The 20,056-nt window shown below is 52.3% G+C and carries 19 protein-coding genes; 13 read left to right on the forward strand and 6 right to left on the reverse strand.

Annotated elements, in window-relative coordinates:
- Positions 1 to 8 precede the first annotated feature (8 nt).
- The 3 genes from ruvC to ruvB all read left to right on the forward strand — a co-directional run bounded on the left by ruvC (position 9) and on the right by ruvB (position 2,241).
- Positions 9 to 530: a crossover junction endodeoxyribonuclease RuvC gene (gene ruvC / locus OGV71_RS15750; protein ID WP_003034867.1), complete on the forward strand. Its 522-nt coding sequence runs from the start codon at positions 9 to 11 to the stop codon at positions 528 to 530.
- A gap of 80 nt (positions 531 to 610) precedes the next feature.
- Complete coding sequence (ruvA, locus tag OGV71_RS15755; protein WP_003034869.1) at positions 611 to 1,222, forward strand: Holliday junction branch migration protein RuvA; 612 nt, start codon at positions 611 to 613, stop codon at positions 1,220 to 1,222.
- A gap of 8 nt (positions 1,223 to 1,230) precedes the next feature.
- Positions 1,231 to 2,241, forward strand: coding sequence for a Holliday junction branch migration DNA helicase RuvB (gene ruvB / locus OGV71_RS15760; protein WP_003034872.1), 1,011 nt, complete (start codon positions 1,231 to 1,233; stop codon positions 2,239 to 2,241).
- 78 nt (positions 2,242 to 2,319) lie between these two features.
- On the opposite strand, the gene znuB is transcribed toward ruvB, so the two are convergent.
- Both znuB and znuC read right to left on the reverse strand, forming a co-directional pair.
- Positions 2,320 to 3,105 carry a zinc ABC transporter permease subunit ZnuB gene (gene znuB, locus OGV71_RS15765; protein WP_003034874.1) on the reverse strand — a complete coding sequence of 262 codons (786 nt, stop codon included), beginning with the start codon at positions 3,103 to 3,105 and terminating at the stop codon, positions 2,320 to 2,322.
- Entirely contained in the window at positions 3,102 to 3,857 is a 756-nt protein-coding gene (gene znuC, locus OGV71_RS15770) for a zinc ABC transporter ATP-binding protein ZnuC (protein ID WP_003034877.1), read from the reverse strand. The genes znuB and znuC overlap by 4 nt, the downstream gene beginning before the upstream one ends.
- A gap of 78 nt (positions 3,858 to 3,935) precedes the next feature.
- Between znuC and znuA the strand changes: the two genes are divergently transcribed.
- The 3 genes from znuA to lpxM all read left to right on the forward strand — a co-directional run bounded on the left by znuA (position 3,936) and on the right by lpxM (position 7,306).
- Positions 3,936 to 4,880 carry a zinc ABC transporter substrate-binding protein ZnuA gene (gene znuA, locus OGV71_RS15775; RefSeq protein ID WP_286533606.1) on the forward strand — a complete coding sequence of 315 codons (945 nt, stop codon included), beginning with the start codon at positions 3,936 to 3,938 and terminating at the stop codon, positions 4,878 to 4,880.
- A gap of 15 nt (positions 4,881 to 4,895) precedes the next feature.
- Complete coding sequence (mepM, locus tag OGV71_RS15780; RefSeq protein WP_003034883.1) at positions 4,896 to 6,215, forward strand: murein DD-endopeptidase MepM; 1,320 nt, start codon at positions 4,896 to 4,898, stop codon at positions 6,213 to 6,215.
- 119 nt (positions 6,216 to 6,334) lie between these two features.
- Positions 6,335 to 7,306, forward strand: a complete 972-nt coding sequence (gene lpxM, locus OGV71_RS15785) for a lauroyl-Kdo(2)-lipid IV(A) myristoyltransferase (RefSeq protein ID WP_286533608.1) — start codon at positions 6,335 to 6,337, stop codon at positions 7,304 to 7,306.
- Positions 7,307 to 7,349: 43 nt separating this feature from the next.
- On the opposite strand, the gene pyk is transcribed toward lpxM, so the two are convergent.
- Both pyk and OGV71_RS15795 read right to left on the reverse strand, forming a co-directional pair.
- Positions 7,350 to 8,792 carry a pyruvate kinase gene (pyk, locus tag OGV71_RS15790; RefSeq protein ID WP_003034890.1) on the reverse strand — a complete coding sequence of 481 codons (1,443 nt, stop codon included), beginning with the start codon at positions 8,790 to 8,792 and terminating at the stop codon, positions 7,350 to 7,352.
- Between the two features lie 118 nt (positions 8,793 to 8,910).
- Positions 8,911 to 9,780: a MurR/RpiR family transcriptional regulator gene (locus tag OGV71_RS15795; protein WP_003034893.1), complete on the reverse strand. Its 870-nt coding sequence runs from the start codon at positions 9,778 to 9,780 to the stop codon at positions 8,911 to 8,913.
- A gap of 367 nt (positions 9,781 to 10,147) precedes the next feature.
- Here OGV71_RS15795 and zwf point away from each other — a divergent pair, with 367 nt between their 5' ends.
- The 3 genes from zwf (at position 10,148) to kdgA (ending at position 14,344) form a co-directional block, all read left to right on the forward strand.
- The gene (gene zwf, locus OGV71_RS15800) at positions 10,148 to 11,623 is read left to right on the forward strand and encodes a glucose-6-phosphate dehydrogenase (protein WP_003034896.1); all 1,476 of its coding nucleotides are present in this window, start codon (positions 10,148 to 10,150) and stop codon (positions 11,621 to 11,623) included.
- A 233-nt stretch (positions 11,624 to 11,856) separates the two neighbouring features.
- Positions 11,857 to 13,668, forward strand: a complete 1,812-nt coding sequence (edd, locus tag OGV71_RS15805) for a phosphogluconate dehydratase (protein ID WP_003841668.1) — start codon at positions 11,857 to 11,859, stop codon at positions 13,666 to 13,668.
- 34 nt (positions 13,669 to 13,702) lie between these two features.
- Positions 13,703 to 14,344: a bifunctional 4-hydroxy-2-oxoglutarate aldolase/2-dehydro-3-deoxy-phosphogluconate aldolase gene (gene kdgA / locus OGV71_RS15810; protein ID WP_003034901.1), complete on the forward strand. Its 642-nt coding sequence runs from the start codon at positions 13,703 to 13,705 to the stop codon at positions 14,342 to 14,344.
- A gap of 68 nt (positions 14,345 to 14,412) precedes the next feature.
- On the opposite strand, the gene purT is transcribed toward kdgA, so the two are convergent.
- Complete coding sequence (gene purT / locus OGV71_RS15815) at positions 14,413 to 15,591, reverse strand: formate-dependent phosphoribosylglycinamide formyltransferase (RefSeq protein ID WP_286533610.1); 1,179 nt, start codon at positions 15,589 to 15,591, stop codon at positions 14,413 to 14,415.
- 131 nt (positions 15,592 to 15,722) lie between these two features.
- On the opposite strand from purT, the gene yebG reads away from it, so the two are divergent.
- The 4 genes from yebG (at position 15,723) to ptrB (ending at position 19,383) form a co-directional block, all read left to right on the forward strand.
- The gene (gene yebG / locus OGV71_RS15820; RefSeq protein ID WP_003034906.1) at positions 15,723 to 16,013 is read left to right on the forward strand and encodes a DNA damage-inducible protein YebG; all 291 of its coding nucleotides are present in this window, start codon (positions 15,723 to 15,725) and stop codon (positions 16,011 to 16,013) included.
- Between the two features lie 121 nt (positions 16,014 to 16,134).
- Positions 16,135 to 16,488 (forward strand): protein YebF, encoded by a 354-nt coding sequence (gene yebF, locus OGV71_RS15825; RefSeq protein WP_110248581.1) that lies wholly within the window; start codon positions 16,135 to 16,137, stop codon positions 16,486 to 16,488.
- A gap of 94 nt (positions 16,489 to 16,582) precedes the next feature.
- Positions 16,583 to 17,242 (forward strand): tellurite resistance TerB family protein, encoded by a 660-nt coding sequence (locus OGV71_RS15830; protein WP_054528502.1) that lies wholly within the window; start codon positions 16,583 to 16,585, stop codon positions 17,240 to 17,242.
- A gap of 86 nt (positions 17,243 to 17,328) precedes the next feature.
- Positions 17,329 to 19,383: an oligopeptidase B gene (ptrB, locus tag OGV71_RS15835; RefSeq protein ID WP_286533612.1), complete on the forward strand. Its 2,055-nt coding sequence runs from the start codon at positions 17,329 to 17,331 to the stop codon at positions 19,381 to 19,383.
- Here the strand turns inward: ptrB and exoX are convergent.
- The gene (gene exoX, locus OGV71_RS15840) at positions 19,374 to 20,036 is read right to left on the reverse strand and encodes an exodeoxyribonuclease X (RefSeq protein ID WP_003833802.1); all 663 of its coding nucleotides are present in this window, start codon (positions 20,034 to 20,036) and stop codon (positions 19,374 to 19,376) included. The genes ptrB and exoX overlap by 10 nt on opposite strands.
- Between the last annotated feature and the right edge of the window lie 20 nt (positions 20,037 to 20,056).

Raw genomic sequence — 20,056 nt, forward strand, 5'->3', positions numbered from 1 at the left:
GGTGCGTGATGTCTATCATTCTCGGCATTGACCCGGGGTCGCGCATCACCGGTTATGGCGTTATTCGTCAGGTCGGCAGACAGCTGACCTACCTCGGCAGCGGTTGTATCCGCACCAAAGTCGACGATCTCCCGTCACGTCTGAAGTTAATTTACGCGGGCGTGACGGAAATCATCACCCAGTTCCAGCCGGACTATTTTGCCATTGAGCAGGTCTTTATGGCGAAGAACGCTGACTCGGCGCTAAAGCTTGGACAGGCACGCGGCGTGGCAATCGTTGCGGCGACCAATCAGGATCTACCGGTCTTTGAATACGCGGCCCGCCAGGTAAAACAGACTGTGGTGGGGATCGGTAGTGCGGAAAAAAGCCAGGTCCAGCATATGGTGCGCACGCTGCTAAAACTCCCGGCGAATCCGCAAGCGGATGCCGCGGATGCGCTGGCGATTGCTATTACCCACTGCCATGTCAGTCAGAATGCCATGCAAATGAGCGAGTCGAGGCTGAATTTGGCGCGAGGTCGATTACGTTAGTGACAAATGAGGCTGGATATCTATCCAGCCTTTTTTTATGATAGCGCATTACCTTTTAGCCCTTAACGCAGGAGCGTCACGTGATAGGCAGACTCAGAGGCATCATTATTGAAAAACAACCCCCGCTGGTCCTTCTGGAAACGGGTGGGGTAGGCTATGAAGTGCATATGCCGATGACCTGTTTCTACGAGTTGCCGGAAGCCGGGCAGGAAGCGATTATCTTCACCCATTTTGTGGTGCGTGAAGACGCTCAACTGCTGTATGGCTTTAACAACAAGCAAGAGCGCACGCTGTTTAAAGAGTTAATCAAAACCAATGGCGTGGGGCCGAAGCTGGCGCTGGCGATCCTCTCCGGAATGTCTGCGCAGCAGTTTGTTAATGCCGTTGAGCGCGAAGAGCTTGGCGCGTTAGTGAAATTACCGGGCATTGGTAAGAAAACCGCAGAGCGTTTGATTGTTGAAATGAAAGACCGCTTTAAAGGCCTGCATGGTGACCTCTTTACCCCGGCGGCGGATCTGGTTCTGACCTCTCCGGCCAGTCCGACAACGGACGACGCCGAGCAGGAAGCGGTTGCTGCGCTGGTGGCGTTGGGCTATAAACCACAAGAAGCCAGCCGCATGGTGAGCAAAATTGCCCGCCCTGATGCCAGCAGTGAAACCCTGATTCGTGAAGCGCTTCGCGCGGCATTGTGAGGTAAAGGATGATTGAAGCAGATCGCCTGATTTCGGCTGTCAGCACGACCCCTGAAGACCTGGTGGATCGTGCGATCCGCCCTAAATTGCTGGAAGAGTATATTGGCCAGCCTCAGGTCCGTTCGCAAATGGAGATTTTTATCCAGGCGGCGAAGCTGCGTGGGGACGCTCTCGATCACCTGCTGATTTTCGGTCCTCCAGGTCTTGGTAAAACCACGCTTGCCAATATTGTCGCCAATGAAATGGGCGTTAATCTGCGCACCACGTCCGGTCCGGTACTGGAAAAAGCGGGTGACCTGGCGGCAATGCTTACCAACCTTGAACCCCACGATGTGCTGTTTATCGATGAAATCCATCGTCTTTCGCCGGTGGTGGAAGAGGTGCTGTATCCGGCGATGGAAGATTATCAGCTGGATATCATGATTGGTGAAGGGCCGGCTGCACGTTCGATCAAGATCGATCTGCCACCGTTTACGCTAATCGGGGCGACGACGCGCGCCGGGTCGTTAACGTCTCCGTTGCGTGACCGTTTTGGTATTGTACAGCGCCTGGAATTCTATCAGGTGGCTGATCTGCAGCACATTGTAGGACGCAGTGCGCGTTTTATGGGCCTGGAAATGAGCGATGAAGGCGCGCTGGAAGTGGCACGCCGCGCTCGCGGTACGCCGCGTATCGCCAACCGCTTATTACGCCGGGTACGTGATTTCGCCGAAGTGAAGCATGACGGCACGATTTCAGCAGATATCGCCGCTCAGGCGCTGGATATGCTCAATGTGGATGCGGAAGGATTTGATTATATGGACCGTAAGTTGCTGCTGGCGGTTATCGACAAATTCTTTGGCGGACCGGTCGGACTGGATAACCTGGCAGCGGCGATCGGGGAAGAGCGTGAAACCATTGAGGACGTGCTTGAGCCATATCTGATTCAGCAAGGTTTTCTGCAGCGTACGCCGCGTGGACGTATGGCAACCGTGCGCGCCTGGAACCATTTTGGCATTACACCGCCACAGATGCCTTAATGCATGATGTCGCTACGCTTATAAGGCCTGGGCGATTTTGTAGGCCCGGTAAGCGCAGCGCCACCGGGCAACGCATGCTTAGCTCGCTTGCTTTTTCATCATGCTGAAAATAAACAGCAGCGCGGCACACAGCACCACGGAGGGACCTGCCGGGGTGTCATAGAAGGCCGAGAAGGTCAACCCGCCTGTAACCGCTATCATTCCCACACCAACGGCAACTCCTGCCATCTGTTCCGGCGTACGGGCAAAGCGACGGGCGGTCGCCGCAGGGATAATAAGCAGCGAGGTGATAATCAACGCCCCGACAAACTTCATCGCCACGCCAATCGTTAACGCCGTAACCAGCATCAGCAGCAGCTTCACGCGTTGCAGCTTCACGCCATCGACAAATGCCAGATCCGGACTGATGGTCATCGACAGCAGGTTACGCCACTGCCAGAACAGAATCGCCAGAACAATAACCACGCCGATGGCGATGGAGATAAGATCTTCAGGCGTCACGGCGAGCAAATCACCAAACAGGTAAGCCATCAGATCGACACGGATGTTGGACATCAGGCTGACGACAACCAGCCCCAGCGACAATGCACTATGCGCCATAATGCCCAGTAAGGTATCGATCGCGAGGTGAGGGCGCTTTTCAAGCCATACCAGACCGCCAGCCAGCAACAAAGTGACGGCGATAACCGCATAGAAAGGGTTTACATCCAGCAGCAGGCCAAAGGCGACTCCCAGCAGCGAAGCGTGGGCCAGCGTATCACCGAAATAAGACATTCGACGCCAGACCACAAACGAGCCGAGTGGGCCAGCAGCACAGGCCAGCATGATCCCGGCTAACCAACCGGGTAATAACAATTCAATCATGAGTGACCATTTCCCCGGCGTAAGACGATACGACCCTGTAAATCGTGGCGGTGATTGTGATTATGACGGTAAATTCCGAGTTGTTCGGCGCCGCGTTGCCCGAACATTGAGATGAATTCCGGGTGCATGGAAACCACTTCCGGTGCACCGGAACAGCAAATATGATGGTTCAGGCACAGTACTTCATCGGTTTTGGCCATCACCAGATGCAGGTCATGGGAAACCATCAGTACGGCGCAATCCAGTTCACGTCGCAACTGGTCGATAAGGTCGTACAGTGCGACCTGCCCATTGACATCTACGCCCTGGGTCGGCTCATCGAGCACCAGTAGCTGAGGTTTATTCAATAAAGCACGGGCTAACAGGACGCGTTGCGTTTCCCCGCCAGAGAGCTTTTGCATCGGCGCATTCATCAGATGTCCGGCCTGAACGCGCTTCAGTGCCGGAAGGATATCCTCTTTTTTGGTGCCGGGACGTAAGCGCATAAACCGGCTTACCGTCAGCGGAAGCGTAGTATCGAGGTACAGTTTTTGCGGTACATAGCCAATCCGCAATTGGCCATTACGCTTGATAACTCCCTCATCAGCCGCTACCAGTCCTAATACAACGCGCACCAGCGTAGACTTCCCGGCACCATTTGGGCCGAGAAGCGTTAAAATTTTACCGGGTCGAAGTTCAAGCGATACGTCAGACAGGACGCGGCGTTGACCATAAGAGACCGAGACATTTTCCAGTGAAACCAAAGTCGTCATATCAATTTTAGTCTTGCAGAAGTTATAGAATGTTATAATATCACATTTCTTACATTCATTACGATGATTGGTCGCATTATGTTACATAAAAATACGCTTCTTTTCGCAGCATTATCCGCTGCTCTTTGGGGTAGTGCAACACAGGCAGCAAATGCTGCTGTGGTGGCCTCGCTCAAGCCGCTGGGATTTATTGCTTTGGCCATTGCGGACGGGGTAACAGACACTGAAGTTTTGCTGCCTGACGGGGCTTCCGAACACGACTATTCACTGCGTCCATCAGACGTAAAACGCTTACAGGGCGCGGACTTAGTCGTTTGGATTGGACCTGAGATGGAAGCGTTTATGGAAAAGTCAGTCAAGAATATTCCTAACGCGAAACAGGTAACGATTGCGCAGCTCAATGACGTGAAACCGTTACTCATGAAAGGTGCTGACGACGACGATGACGATCATGGACACAATGACGCTGGCAGTGAAAAAAGTGACGAGCATCACCATCACGGCGATTACAACATGCATCTTTGGCTTTCCCCAGAGATAGCGCGGGCCTCAGCGGTTGCAATCCATGAAAAATTAGTGGAACTTATGCCGCAAAGTCGAGCCAAACTTGACGCCAACCTGAAGGATTTTGAGGCACAATTAGCCGCAACCGATAAGCAGGTAGGTAACGAGCTCGCACCGCTCAAGGGAAAAGGTTATTTCGTTTTTCATGACGCCTATGGCTACTACGAAAAACACTACGGACTAACACCGCTTGGTCACTTTACCGTGAACCCTGAGATTCAACCTGGTGCGCAGCGTTTACATGAAATAAGAACACAGTTGGTTGAGCAAAAAGCAACCTGCGTTTTTGCTGAGCCACAGTTCAGGCCAGCGGTCGTTGAAGCCGTCGCGAGAGGGACATCCGTTCGAATGGGAACGTTGGATCCGCTCGGTACGAATATCAAACTGGGTAAAACAAGCTATTCAGCGTTTTTGAACCAATTAGCCAACCAGTATGCGAGCTGCCTGAAAGGAGATTAATGAGGAAGTGAATACGTGCAACAGATAGCCCGCTCTGTCGCTCTGGCATTTAATAATCTGCCGCGACCCCATCGTGTTATGCTGGGGTCGCTTACCGTACTGACATTGGCCGTCGCCGTCTGGCGGCCTTATGTTTACCATCCCGATTCTGCACCCATCGTTAAAACTATCGAGCTGGAAAAAAGCGAGATTCGTTCACTGTTACCTGAGGCAAGCGAACCTATTGATCAGGCTGCACAAGAAGACGAAGCCATTCCACAGGATGAACTGGATGACAAAACGTCTGGTGAAGCCGGTGTGCATGAGTATGTCGTCTCCACTGGCGATACGCTGAGCAGTATTCTGAATCAGTACGGCATCGATATGGGCGATATCAGTCAACTCGCTGCTTCCGATAAAGAGCTGCGTAATCTGAAAATTGGTCAGCAGCTTTCATGGACCTTAAGCGCGGAAGGTGACCTGCAGCGTCTGACCTGGGAAGTATCCCGCCGTGAAACCCGTACTTACGATCGCACTGCGACGGGTTTCAAAATGAGCAGTGAAATGCAGCAGGGCGATTGGGTTAACAGTCGTATCAAAGGCACGGTGGGCGGAAGCTTCGTCGCCAGCGCCAAAGATGCCGGGCTGACCAGCTCTGAAATCAGCGCAGTGATTAAGGCCATGCAGTGGCAGATGGATTTCCGCAAACTGAAAAAAGGCGATGAGTTCTCGGTGCTGATGTCTCGCGAAATGCTGGACGGCAAGCGCGAGCAAAGCCAACTGCTGGGCGTGCGTTTACGTTCTGAAGGCAAAGACTATTATGCCATCCGTGCTGCAGACGGTAAGTTCTATGACCGTAACGGTACCGGGCTGGCGAAAGGCTTCATGCGTTTCCCGACGGCGAAACAGTTCCGTATTTCCTCGAACTTTAACCCGCGTCGCCTGAATCCGGTGACTGGACGCGTAGCGCCGCACAAAGGTGTCGACTTTGCGATGCCTCAGGGGACGCCGGTACTGTCGGTGGGCGATGGTGAAGTGGTTGTAGCGAAGCGTAGCGGCGCTGCCGGATACTATGTTGCGGTTCGTCATGGTCGCACCTACACCACGCGCTATATGCACCTGCGTAAGCTGTTGGTGAAACCAGGTCAAAAAGTGAAACGTGGCGATCGTATCGCGCTGTCAGGTAACACCGGGCGTTCAACGGGTCCGCATCTGCACTATGAAGTATGGGTTAACCAGCAAGCCGTGAACCCTTTGACGGCGAAACTGCCGCGTACAGAGGGTCTGACCGGCTCGGATCGCACCGATTACCTGGCGCAGGTGAAAGAGGTTATGCCTCAGCTACGTTTTGATTAATTAGTACACTGATAAAGCCGGTACGCTATGCGTGCCGGCTTTTTTATTTTGTACGGCGCACGGTGCGCCGCTACACTATCAGCAGATTTACTTTTCGCGGCACCAGACACTGGAAAAGCATGGAAACGAAAAAAAAGAATATTGAGTATATCCCTGAGTTTCATAAATCATTTCGCCATCCGCGCTACTGGGGCGCCTGGCTGGGTGTAGCGGCGATAGCTGGGATTGCGTTAACACCTGCGTCATTTCGCGATCCTATTCTGGCAAAGCTTGGACGGATGGTCGGACACTTGGGAAAAAGCTCACGTCGAAGAGCACTGATCAATTTATCCCTTTGTTTTCCAGAACGCAGCGAAGCTGAGCGCGAAGCCATTGTCGATGAGATGTTCGCGACCGCCCCTCAGGCGATGGTCATGATGGCGGAACTGGCCATACGTGGCCCGGAGAAGATTCAAAACCGTGTTGACTGGCAAGGCCTGGAAATCATCGAAGAGATGCGGCGCAACGATGAAAAAGTTATTTTTCTCGTTCCACATGGCTGGGGTGTAGATATCCCGGCGATGCTGATGGCGTCCCAGGGACAGAAAATGGCGGCGATGTTCCACAATCAGGGGAACCCGGTATTCGATTACGTCTGGAACACGGTACGCCGTCGCTTTGGTGGTCGTTTGCATGCGCGTAATGATGGCATCAAACCGTTTATTCAGTCTGTCCGTCAGGGATATTGGGGATACTACCTGCCGGATCAGGACCATGGGCCTGAACACAGCGAGTTTGTCGATTTTTTTGCTACCTATAAAGCAACGTTACCGGCGATTGGTCGTCTGATGAAAGTCTGCCACGCGCGCGTGGTACCGCTGTTCCCCGTATACGATGGGAGAACGCACCGCCTGACGATCCATGTTCGTCCACCGATGGATGACATCCTGACGGCGGATGACCACACCATTGCCAGACGGATGAACGAAGAGGTGGAGATTTTTGTCACGCCTCATGTCGAACAATACACCTGGATTCTGAAACTGCTTAAGACGCGTAAACCCGGCGAGATTGAGCCCTATAAGCGCAAAGATCTCTATCCGAAGAAATAAAAAAAAGCCTCTCAAACGAGAGGCTTTTTTACATTTAAGCGACTTATTCTACGGTCAGAATACGCGTGGTATTGGTTGAGCCGATAGTGCTCATCACATCGCCCTGGGTCACGATCACCAGGTCACCAGAAACCAGGTAGCCTTTATCGCGCAGCAGGTTCACCGCTTCATTGGCGGCAACGACGCCGTCAGTTTCGCTGTCGAAGTGAACCGGGGTGACACCGCGGTACAGGGAGGTCAGATTCAGCGTACGCTCATGACGGGACATCGCGAAAATCGGCAGACCGGAACTGATACGAGAAGTCATCAGCGCAGTGCGACCGGACTCCGTCATTGCGATGATAGCGGTGACCCCTTTCAGGTGGTTAGCAGCGTACATCGCTGACATCGCAATCGCTTCTTCAACGTTATCAAACTGCACGTCAAGGCGGTGTTTAGAGACGTTGATGCTCGGGATCTTTTCAGCGCCGAGACAGACGCGCGCCATTGCCGCGACGGTTTCCGCCGGGTACTGACCTGCTGCTGTTTCTGCAGAGAGCATCACGGCATCGGTGCCGTCGAGGACGGCGTTAGCCACATCCATCACTTCCGCACGAGTCGGCATTGGGTTGGTAATCATCGACTCCATCATCTGCGTAGCGGTGATGACCGCACGGTTCAGCTGGCGCGCGCGACGAATCAACGCTTTCTGAATACCTACCAGCTCAGGGTCACCGATTTCAACACCCAGGTCGCCACGGGCTACCATCACTACGTCAGAAGCCAGGATGATGTCATCCATCGCATTCTGGTCGCAGACGGCTTCTGCACGTTCTACTTTGGCGACAATTTTCGCATCGCAACCGGCATCGCGCGCCAGACGGCGGGCATAATTCAGATCTTCGCCGCAGCGCGGGAAGGAGACAGCCAGATAGTCAACGCTGATTTGTGCTGCGGTAATGATGTCGGCTTTGTCTTTTTCGGTCAGGGCTTCAGCAGAGAGACCGCCGCCCAGTTTGTTGATGCCCTTGTTATTGGATAGCGGGCCACCGACGGTGACTTCGGTGAAGACTTTCATGCCCTGAACTTCCAGCACCTTAAGCTGTACGCGACCGTCGTCGAGCAGCAGGATATCGCCAGGCACGACGTCAGCAGGCAGCCCTTTATAATCAATACCGACTTTTTCTTTGTCGCCTTCGCCTTTGCCGAGGTTGGCGTCTAACAGGAACTTGTCGCCAACGTTAAGAAATACTTTACCTTCTTTAAAGGTGGATACGCGGATTTTAGGTCCCTGCAGGTCACCCAAAATAGCTACATGACGTCCCAGTTTTGCGGCAATTTCACGGACTTTATCCGCCCGCAGTTTGTGATCTTCTGGAGAGCCGTGGGAAAAGTTCATACGTACGACGTTCGCACCCGCGGCGATAATCTTCTCAAGGTTGTTATCGCGGTCAGTTGCCGGGCCTAACGTGGTAACGATTTTGGTTCTGCGAAGCCTTCTGGACATGTAATACTCCGTTGACTGAAACAACTTGGTGTTGCGTGAACATTGATCCGGCCGTTCTCAAACATTAACGGTAAATGAACAACCCGGATGATAAAAGGGTAGAACATTGTTATTGCTTTTAGCGGTCATCACTCTTGATGAGTAATTCTTTATCAAAACGCGATTCCTTGAGCGCTTCCTTGACACGCTTCAAGTTATCTCTAAATTTTGCCCCTCGGCGCAAAGTAAATCCTGTAGCCAGCACATCTATCACGGTCAGTTGAGCAAGTCGAGAGACCATGGGCATATAAATGTCAGTATCTTCCGGTACATCGAGGGTAATTGCCAGCGTGGCTTCCCGTGCCAGTGGCGTACCGGGAGAGGTGAGGGCGATAACCATGGCATCGTTTTCCCGCGCTAACTGCGCCAGTTCAACCAGACTTTTGGTTCTTCCGGTATGAGAAATAAGCACAATGACGTCGTCGTCGCTACAATTCATACAACTCATGCGTTGCAGAACAATATCGTCGGAATAAATTACCGGCACGTTAAAGCGGAAAAATTTATTCATCGCGTCATGCGCTACCGCGGCGGAAGAACCTAAACCAAAGAAGGCAATTTTCTTCGCCTGGGTTAATAAATCTACCGCCCGGTTTACCGCCGCGTTATCCAGCGACTGGCGAACGTGGTCGAGGCTTGCCATCGCTGACTCGAAGATTTTCCCCGTGTAAGATTCTACGCTGTCATCCTCATCCACATTGCGATTAACATAAGGGGTGCCATTTGCCAGACTTTGCGCCAGATGCAGTTTAAAATCAGGAAAGCCGCGGGTGTCCATGCTGCGACAGAAACGGTTCACCGTTGGCTCGCTGACATTCGCTTCTACAGCAAGTGCGGCGATGCTTGAATGGATTGCCCGCTCGGGAGAGGCAAGAATAATGTCGGCGACTTTACGCTCTGACTTGCTCAAATGTTCCAGTTTTAACTGGATTTTTTCCAGCATATTCATGATGTAGGTAGACTCATGGGTCATGGGCAAAAACGATTTCAGCGATACGGGGAAACCGATACACAATTTAGTGTATAGATATTACCCCTGCTAATGGAGCAACGGGGCAAAATGGACAGAATAGTTGTTGTTTTTTTTCATTACATGATCGGAGTCGGATTTTCATACTTCGTCATGGGTACGAAAAATACGACTTTTTTATCCATTTTGATGGGTTATACGCCAATAAAGCGGCTGTTCGCGGTAACAGCACGGCTGGATAAGCGTTTACGGTTTCCGGATTCACGTAAAAGCAGTACAGTGCACTGTAATAAAATTACAACCAGTGTCTGGCAAAAGCACCAGGCACTTAATTGAGGAGAATGACATGGCGGTAACGCAAACAGCCCAGGCATGTGACCTGGTCATTTTCGGTGCGAAGGGCGACCTGGCGCGACGGAAATTGCTGCCTTCCCTGTATCAACTGGAAAAGGCCGGCCAGATTAACCCGGAAACCCGTATCATTGGGGTTGGGCGTGCCGACTGGGACAAAGCAGCTTATACCAAGGTTGTGCGCGAAGCGCTCGAAACCTTCATGAAAGAAAAAATCGATGAAGGTTTATGGGAGACCCTCAGCGGTCGTCTGGAGTTTTGTAATCTGGACGTCAATGATACCGCCGCATTTAGCCGTCTGGGTGAAATGCTGGATCAGAAATCACGTACCACTATTAACTATTTCGCGATGCCGCCAAGCACTTTTGGCGCAATCTGCAAAGGTTTGGGTGAAGCAAAGCTGAATGCTAAGCCTGCCCGCGTGGTGATGGAAAAACCGTTAGGAACGTCGCTGGCAACATCGCGCGAAATCAACGATCAGGTTGGCGAGTATTTCGAAGAGTGTCAGGTTTATCGTATTGACCACTATCTCGGCAAAGAGACGGTCCTGAACCTGTTGGCACTGCGTTTTGCCAACTCCCTGTTTGTGAACAACTGGGATAACCGCACTATCGATCACGTAGAAATTACCGTGGCGGAAGAAGTGGGCATTGAAGGGCGCTGGGGCTACTTTGACCAGGCCGGTCAGATGCGCGACATGATCCAGAACCACCTGCTGCAAATCCTATGCATGATCGCGATGTCTCCGCCGTCCGATCTGAGCGCTGACAGCATCCGTGATGAAAAAGTGAAGGTACTGAAATCACTGCGTCGCATCGATCGTTCGAACGTGCGAGAAAAAACGGTTCGCGGTCAGTACACCGCCGGTTTTGCCCAGGGCAAAAAAGTTCCGGGATACCTGGAAGAAGAAGGTGCGAACAAGAGCAGCAATACGGAAACGTTTGTGGCAATCCGTGTGGATATCGATAACTGGCGCTGGGCGGGTGTTCCATTCTACCTGCGTACCGGTAAACGTTTACCGACCAAGTGCTCTGAAGTCGTGGTTTACTTCAAAACGCCTGAGCTGAACCTGTTCAGAGAATCCTGGCAGGACCTGCCACAGAACAAGCTGACCATCCGTTTGCAGCCTGATGAAGGTGTCGATATCCAGGTCCTGAATAAAGTGCCTGGCCTGGATCACAAGCATAACCTGCAAATTACCAAACTTGATCTGAGCTACTCCGAAACCTTCAACCAAACACATCTGGCCGACGCTTATGAGCGTCTGCTGCTTGAAACGATGCGCGGCATTCAGGCGCTGTTTGTGCGTCGAGATGAAGTTGAAGAAGCATGGAAGTGGGTCGACTCTATTACCGAAGCCTGGGCAATGGACAACGACGCACCGAAGCCTTATCAGGCCGGGACCTGGGGACCGGTTGCCTCTGTGGCCATGATTACCCGTGATGGTCGTTCCTGGAACGAATTCGAGTAAAATATCATCTAGCCCATAGGTGTTATTTTACCGGTAACATGATCTAACACAGATTGTAGAATAATTTTTGCACTTTTAAGCCTCGCGTGGATTCACCCGCGGGGCTTTTTTTATTACACTGCCTGAAACGATTTTGCCCCTGAGCTACGGCTAACAAGCGATTCAGCTGTTTTTAACCCAACTGAAACACATTGTTTTTCCAACGCTCTGACAGATAAATTTTAGGAGCCTCTATGAATCCGAATTTGTTACGCGTAACACAACGTATCGTCGAACGTTCTCGCGACACACGTTCCGCCTACCTTGCCCGTATTGAACAAGCGAAATCGACTACCGTTCATCGTTCACAACTGGCGTGCGGTAATCTGGCGCATGGTTTTGCTGCCTGCCAGCCGGATGACAAGGCTTCGCTGAAAAGCATGCTGCGTAACAATATCGCGATCATTACCTCCTATAACGACATGCTTTCCGCGCATCAGCCGTACGAACATTACCCGGACATCATTCGTAAAGCGCTGCATGAAGCCAATGCGGTAGGCCAGGTCGCTGGCGGTGTTCCTGCGATGTGCGACGGTGTGACCCAGGGACAGGATGGGATGGAGCTTTCGCTGCTGAGTCGCGAAGTAATTGCTATGTCGGCTGCTGTGGGACTCTCACACAATATGTTCGACGGCGCGTTATTCCTTGGCGTGTGCGACAAAATTGTCCCGGGTCTGGTGATGGCGGCACTGTCATTTGGTCATCTGCCTTCGATCTTTATTCCCTCCGGCCCGATGGCGAGTGGTCTGGCGAACAAAGAAAAAGTGCGTATCCGTCAGCTGTATGCTGAAGGTAAAGTCGATCGTATGGCGCTGCTTGAATCCGAAGCTGCGTCTTATCACGCACCGGGTACCTGTACGTTCTATGGCACGGCAAACACCAACCAGATGGTGGTGGAGTTTATGGGGATGCAACTGCCAGGCTCCTCATTCGTGCACCCGGATGCGCCGCTGCGTGAAGCGTTGACCGCCGCTGCGGCTCGTCAGGTAACGCGTCTGACCGGCAACGGCAATGAATGGATGCCGATCGGTAAAATGATCGATGAAAAAGTGGTGGTCAACGGTATTGTCGCGCTGCTGGCGACCGGGGGCTCCACTAACCATACAATGCACCTGGTCGCAATGGCGCGCGCGGCCGGTATTCTGATTAACTGGGACGACTTCTCCGATCTGTCCGATATCGTGCCGCTGATGGCGCGTCTGTACCCGAATGGTCCGGCAGACATTAACCACTTCCAGGCGGCGGGTGGCGTGCCGGTGTTAATGCGTGAACTGCTTAACGCGGGTCTGCTGCATGAAGATGTGAACACCGTTGCCGGGTTTGGTTTATCGCGCTACACCATGGAACCCTGGCTCAACGAGGGTGAGCTGGACTGGCGTGAAGGTGCGGCGAAGTCGCTGGACAGCAACGTGATAGCCACCTTTGACCAGCCTTTCTCCCACCACGGCGGCACCAAAGTGCTGAGTGGAAACCTCGGCCGCGCAGTGATGAAAACGTCGGCGGTACCGGTAGAAAATCAGGTGATTGAAGCGCCCGCGGTTGTTTTCGAAAGTCAGCATGATGTATTGCCTGCCTTCGATGCGGGACTGCTCGACCGTGATTGCGTAGTGGTTGTGCGCCATCAGGGACCAAAAGCAAACGGAATGCCAGAATTACATAAACTCATGCCGCCACTTGGTGTATTATTGGACCGTTGTTTCAAAATTGCGTTAGTTACCGATGGACGACTTTCAGGTGCTTCAGGTAAAGTGCCTTCAGCAATCCATGTAACCCCAGAAGCCTATGATGGCGGGCTGCTGGCAAAAGTACGCGATGGCGACATCATTCGTGTGAATGGACAGACAGGTGAATTGACGCTGCTGGTTGATGAAGAGGAACTTGCTTCTCGTCAGCCTCATATTCCTGACCTCAGCGCATCGCGCGTGGGCACAGGCCGTGAAATGTTCAGCGCGTTGCGTGAAAAGCTGTCCGGTGCGGAACAGGGCGCAACCTGTATCACTTTTTAAGACTTATTTTGTAATCAGGCGAGAGAAAACTCTGATGAAAAACTGGAAGACAAGTGCAGAAGCAATCCTGACCACTGGCCCGGTTGTACCGGTTATCGTGGTTAATAAACTGGAACACGCAGTGCCGATGGCAAAAGCGCTGGTTGCAGGCGGCGTGCGCGTTCTGGAAGTGACCCTACGTACCGCATGTGCGATGGATGCCATTCGCGCGATCGCAAAAGAAGTTCCGGACGCTATCGTTGGTGCAGGTACTGTACTGAATCCACAACAGCTGGCTGAAGTTACCGAAGCCGGTGCACAGTTTGCTATCAGTCCGGGTCTGACCGAGCCGCTGCTGAAAGCCGCAACGGAAGGCACTATTCCGCTGATCCCGGGTATCAGCACCGTATCTGAACTGATGCTGGGTATGGACTACGGTTTGAAAGAGTTCAAATTCTTCCCTGCTGAAGCAAATGGCGGTACTAAAGCGCTGCAGGCGATTGCAGGTCCGTTCTCACAGGTCCGTTTCTGCCCAACCGGTGGTATCTCTCCAGCGAATTACCGCGACTACCTGGCACTGAAAAGCGTGCTGTGCATCGGCGGTTCCTGGCTGGTTCCGGCGGATGCGCTGGAAGCGGGTGATTACGATCGCATTACCAAACTAGCTCGTGAGGCTGTTGAAGGCGCGAAGCAATAATTGCGCAAAATGCCCGGTAATCACTACCGGGCCTGCGAATCTGTAACGGGCCATTCGGCCCGTTTTTTTTATCCAGTAACTTTCACCTGTGCGGCCGCGTCTTTCGCGCGTATCACCGCATCTTCAATGCTCTGTGCTGTGGCCAGCACAACGCCCAGGCGACGGCTCCCGTCGATTTCCGGTTTGCCAAAGAACCTAACTTGCATACCCGCACCTACAGCGGCCTGCACGTTATCAAACGTGATATTCTGACTGGTAAGTTGCGGCAGAATAACAGCGGAAGCAGAAGGCCCATACTGGCGGATTTCGCCAACGGGCAGACCGAGAAATGCACGTACGTGCAGGGCAAACTCAGACAGATCCTGCGAAATTAAGGTCACCATACCCGTGTCGTGAGGGCGAGGGGAGACTTCGCTGAAAATCACCTCATCACCGCAGACAAACAGTTCCACGCCAAACAGTCCGTGACCACCCAACGCCAGCACCACCTTGCGGGCAATCTCCTGCGCGCGCGCCAGCGCCAGTTCACTCATCTGTTGCGGCTGCCAGGACTCGCGATAATCGCCATCTTCCTGTCGATGTCCAACCGGCGCGCAGAAATGCACGCCATCAACGGCGCTAACGGTTAGCAGGGTGATTTCAAAATCAAAATTCACTACGCCTTCGACGATAACGCGTCCGGCACCAGCCCGACCGCCCTGTTGAGCATAGTCCCAGGCTGCAGCGAGCTGATCGGCTGAACGGATAAAGCTTTGTCCTTTACCGGATGAACTCATTACCGGTTTCACGATGCAGGGGGAGCCGATTTCAGCGACGGCTTCGCGAAAGCGGACTTCACTGTCAGCAAAGCGGTAAGAAGAGGTCGGTAGAGACAATTCTTCGGCGGCGAGGCGACGGATTCCTTCCCGGTTCATGGTCAGTTGCGTTGCTCTTGCACATGGCACAACACGCTGGCCTTCCTGCTCAAGTTTTACCAGCATATCCGTGGCGATCGCCTCAATTTCCGGCACGATATAATGTGGTTTTTCACGCTCGACGAGCTGGCGTAATGCTTCGCCATCCAGCATGTTGATAACGTATGAGCGATGGGCAACGTGCATGGCTGGCGCGTCGGGGTAACGATCCACGGCAATGACTTCCACACCCAGGCGTTGACATTCAATTGCTACTTCTTTACCCAGTTCTCCCGAACCTAATAACATCACTCGCGTTGCTGCTGGACGCAGCGCTGTGCCTAATAACGTCATAAATTAATCCCCTGTTTTATCTGGGCGCAGTATATACGAAAACGTTTGCGTCTGTCTTTATTACCAGGTTGATTTCAGGGCTTAAAAAGAATATACTGTACATAAATACAGGTAATTTAAGAGGCTGCAAAATGGCGGTTGAAGTTAAATACGTAGTCATTCGGGAAGGTGAGGAAAAAATGTCGTTTACCAGCAAAAAGGAAGCCGATGCGTATGACAAAATGCTGGATACAGCAGATCTGCTCGATACATGGCTGGAGCAATCGCCGGTAGCGCTTGAAGACGAGCAGCGCGAAGCGCTTTCCCTGTGGCTGGCTGAGCAAAAAGATGTGCTGAGCGCCATTCTGAAAAATGGCAAGCTGCCTTCGCCGCAGGCTGTCGAAAACGATGCGCACGCTGGGGATGATACTCAGGCTGCCTGAAACGACTTGCGCTCCTGACGTTTTGTACCATGCTTTTCCCTGAATCATTGTGCAATCCCTGACGTTATTTCACGTTGCTACAGGCAATCTGAATGACGAAGGGGAGATTAAGGAGAAAAGAATGTATAAAAAAAGAGCGTTATTGAGCCTGCTGCTGCTGTCTGCCAGCGTATCTGTATTTGCGGCAAATATGGAAAGCAAAAACGTCCAGTTCCCCAAGTGTGAGGGACTGGACGCTAACGGTATTGCGGCGAGCGTGAAACGTGATTATCAACAAAATCGCATCGCGCGCTGGGCTGACGATCAAAAGCGCGTCGGGCAAGTCGATCCTGTCGCCTGGGTAAACACGCCCGATATTACGGGCAAAGACGGGAAATGGTCAGTTCCCCTGACGGTTCGCGGTAAAAGTGCGGATATTCACTATCAGGTAAAAGTCGACTGCAAAGCTGGAACAGCAGAGTATCAGCCGCAGTAACGGAGGTATTTGCACATCTTTTGATGACCTGAACACTTCCTGACATCCCCTCGGGTACGCTTTGATGATTATTCGTCTGTACTTGAGGGGCAAAATGGCTAACTGGCTAAATCAACTACAATCTCTTCTTGGGCAAAAAGGTTCCTCCGCGTCATCTTCTGGCGAGCAAGGGCTGAGTAAACTTCTGGTTCCAGGCGCGTTAGGCGGTCTGGCAGGATTACTGGTTGCCAACAAATCTTCTCGTAAATTACTGAGTAAATACGGCACCAGCGCGCTTCTGGTGGGCGGCGGCGCGGTTGCCGGGACTGTGTTATGGAACAAGTACAAGGATAAAGTTCGCGCAGCGCATCAGGATGAGCCGCAGTTTGGCGCACAAAGCTCACCGCTGGATGAGCGAACCGAACGTCTGATTCTGGCGCTGGTTTTTGCGGCGAAAAGCGATGGCCATATTGATGCCAAAGAACGTAGCGCCATTGAGCAGCAGCTCCGTGAAGCGGGCGTGGAAGAGCAGGGCCGCATTCTGATTGAACGCGCCATCGAACAACCGTTAGACCCTCAACGACTGGCGCATGGGATCCGTAACGAAGAAGAAGCGCTAGAAATTTACTTCCTCAGTTGTGCGGCGATTGATATCGACCACTTTATGGAACGTAGTTATCTCAATGCGCTGGGCGATGCGTTGAAGATCCCGCAGGATGTTCGTGAAGGCATTGAACAGGATCTCAAGGAACAAAAACAGGCGTTACCGGGCTAATTACTTACCGCTAAGGCGCATGTTTCGCTTGCATCATTGCTGTCTTTTGCCACCCTTATAGGATGTTTAAGCAAAAGAACAATGACATGCTACCAAAAGCTTCTCGTATTCCCCACGCCATGACGCAGCATGGCGATACTCGTGTTGATAATTATTACTGGTTGCGAGATGACACTCGCTCGCAGCCAGAAGTGCTGGATTATCTGCAACAAGAAAATGCGTATGGCCGTCAGGTTATGGCCTCGCAGCAGGCTTTGCAGGATCGCGTCCTGAAAGAGATTATCGACCGTATCCCGCCTCAGGATGCTTCTGCCCCCTATGTGAAGAATGGTTATCGCTACCGGCATATTTATGAACCGGGGTGCGAATATGCCATTTATCAGCGTCAGTCTGCCTTCAGTGAAGAGTGGGATGATTGGGACACTTTGTTGGATGGGAACCAGCGCGCGGCACACAGCGAGTTTTATACGCTGGGAGGACTGGCGATATCACCGGATAACACCATCATGGCACTGGCCGAAGATTATCTCTCTCGCCGGCAATATGGCGTGCGTTTTCGCAACCTGCAAAGCGGCAACTGGTATCCGGAAGTGCTGGAAAACGTCGAAGCGGATTTGGTATGGGCGAATGATTCTCAGACTTTCTATTACGTGCGCAAGCACGAAACGACGTTATTGCCGTATCAGGTCTGGCGACATACAGTCGGTTCGCCATCGTCACTGGATGAGCTGGTGTATGAAGAAGCCGATGACATGTTTTATGTCAGTCTGCATAAAACCACATCATTGCATTATGTGATTATCCACATTGCCAGTGCGACCACCAGTGAAGTTTTGTTGCTTGATGCAGAACTGGCAGATGCCGAACCGTTGGTCTTTTTAGCGCGACGCAAAGACCACGAATACAGTCTCGATCACTATCAGCACAATTTTTATCTGCGCTCCAACCGTCAGGGGAAAAATTTCGGCCTGTACCGTACCCGTGTTCGTGATGAGCAAGCCTGGGAGACGCTGATCCCACCGCGTGACAACGTGATGCTGGAGGGCTTTACGTTATTCACCGACTGGCTGGTGGTAGAAGAGCGGAAGCGGGGCTTAACCAGCCTGCGGCAGATTAATCGTAAAACGCGCGAAGTGGTCGGGATCGCCTTTGACGATCCGGCATATGTGACCTGGCTTGCCTATAATCCAGAGCCGGAGACATCGCGCCTGCGCTATGGCTATTCCTCCATGACTACCCCGGACACATTGTTTGAACTGGATATGGACACCGGGGAACGTCGTGTGCTTAAGCAGACGGAGGTCCCCGGATTTGATGCGGCGAATTACCGTAGCGAACACGTATGGATAACGGCACGTGATGGCACTGAGGTTCCGGTTTCGCTGGTTTATCATCAAAAGTATTTCCTGAAAGGAAAAAATCCGTTACTGGTTTATGGCTATGGCTCATATGGCGCCAGCATGGATGCCGATTTCAGCAGCAGCCGTTTAAGCTTACTGGATCGCGGCTTTGTTTACGCCATTGCCCATGTGCGTGGCGGTGGTGAATTAGGACAACAGTGGTACGAGGACGGTAAGTTTCTGCGCAAGAAAAATACCTTTAATGATTACCTCGACGTCTGTGATGCGCTGCTAAAAATGGGCTATGGCGCGCCTGAGTTATGTTATGGAATTGGAGGAAGCGCCGGGGGAATGTTAATGGGCGTCGCCATTAATGAGCGCCCGGAACGCTTCCATGGTGTTATTGCGCAGGTGCCGTTTGTCGATGTGGTAACCACAATGCTCGATGAATCAATTCCCCTGACGACCGGTGAGTTTGAAGAGTGGGGTAATCCGCAGGACGAAGAGTATTACACCTATATGAAAAGCTACAGCCCGTATGACAATGTAACCGCGCAGGCGTATCCGCATCTGCTGGTCACGACGGGATTACACGATTCCCAGGTGCAATACTGGGAACCAGCAAAATGGGTGGCAAAACTTCGTGAGCTGAAAACGGACGATCGTTTGCTGCTACTTTGCACGGATATGGATTCCGGACACGGCGGTAAATCCGGGCGTTTTAAATCTTACGAAGGTGTGGCTCTTGAGTACGCTTTTTTGATTGGACTGGCGCAGGGAACACTGCCTGCTCAGGCGTGATCCAAATAGTGTTTTAGCGTTAATCGCAGTTCCGGGCTCATATTATCAAGGTTATTAAATAACCAGCGCAGATAGCCCGGATCGCGTTCAGCCACTTCTGATACCGGTTTTCCGCGGTACTTACCAAAAGTGAAAGTAGTGAGTAACGCGGGACGGCCGGTAATATCGACCATTTGATCGGCTGTCCAGCCTGACGTCTGCATGATGTCGATCAGGAGTGCCGCAGTGATGTAGCAGTCGTACAGGGCGCGGTGATGGTGGAGACCCGCTGGCGTCTGTACGCTCAGCTTGCGCGATTTATACAGCGCCATGTTGCTGTATTTGATCCCCGGCCACAAACGACGGGAGAGCTTCATGGTGCAAATCCACTCTCCGGGCATATCGGGTAATACGCGGCGGTCAAAGCTGGCATTGTGGGCCACGTACCACTCGCTGCCGTAATACTGCGGGATGACGTCTTCAATCCACGGCTTATCGGCCACCATTGCTTCAGTAATGCGATGGATAGCCATCGCCTGTGGGCTGATGGGGCGGTCAGGGCGTACCAGGTGGCTCATTGGGTTGACTATTTTTCCGTCAACCACATCGACAGAAGCAATTTCAACAATGCCTCCCTGTAGACCACAGGTTTCTGTATCTATTATGCGCAACATGCCATGCTCCTGACCCAAAA

This window comes from Citrobacter sp. Cf088 (genome assembly GCF_030334295.1).
Classification (GTDB): Bacteria; Pseudomonadota; Gammaproteobacteria; order Enterobacterales; family Enterobacteriaceae; genus Citrobacter; species Citrobacter freundii.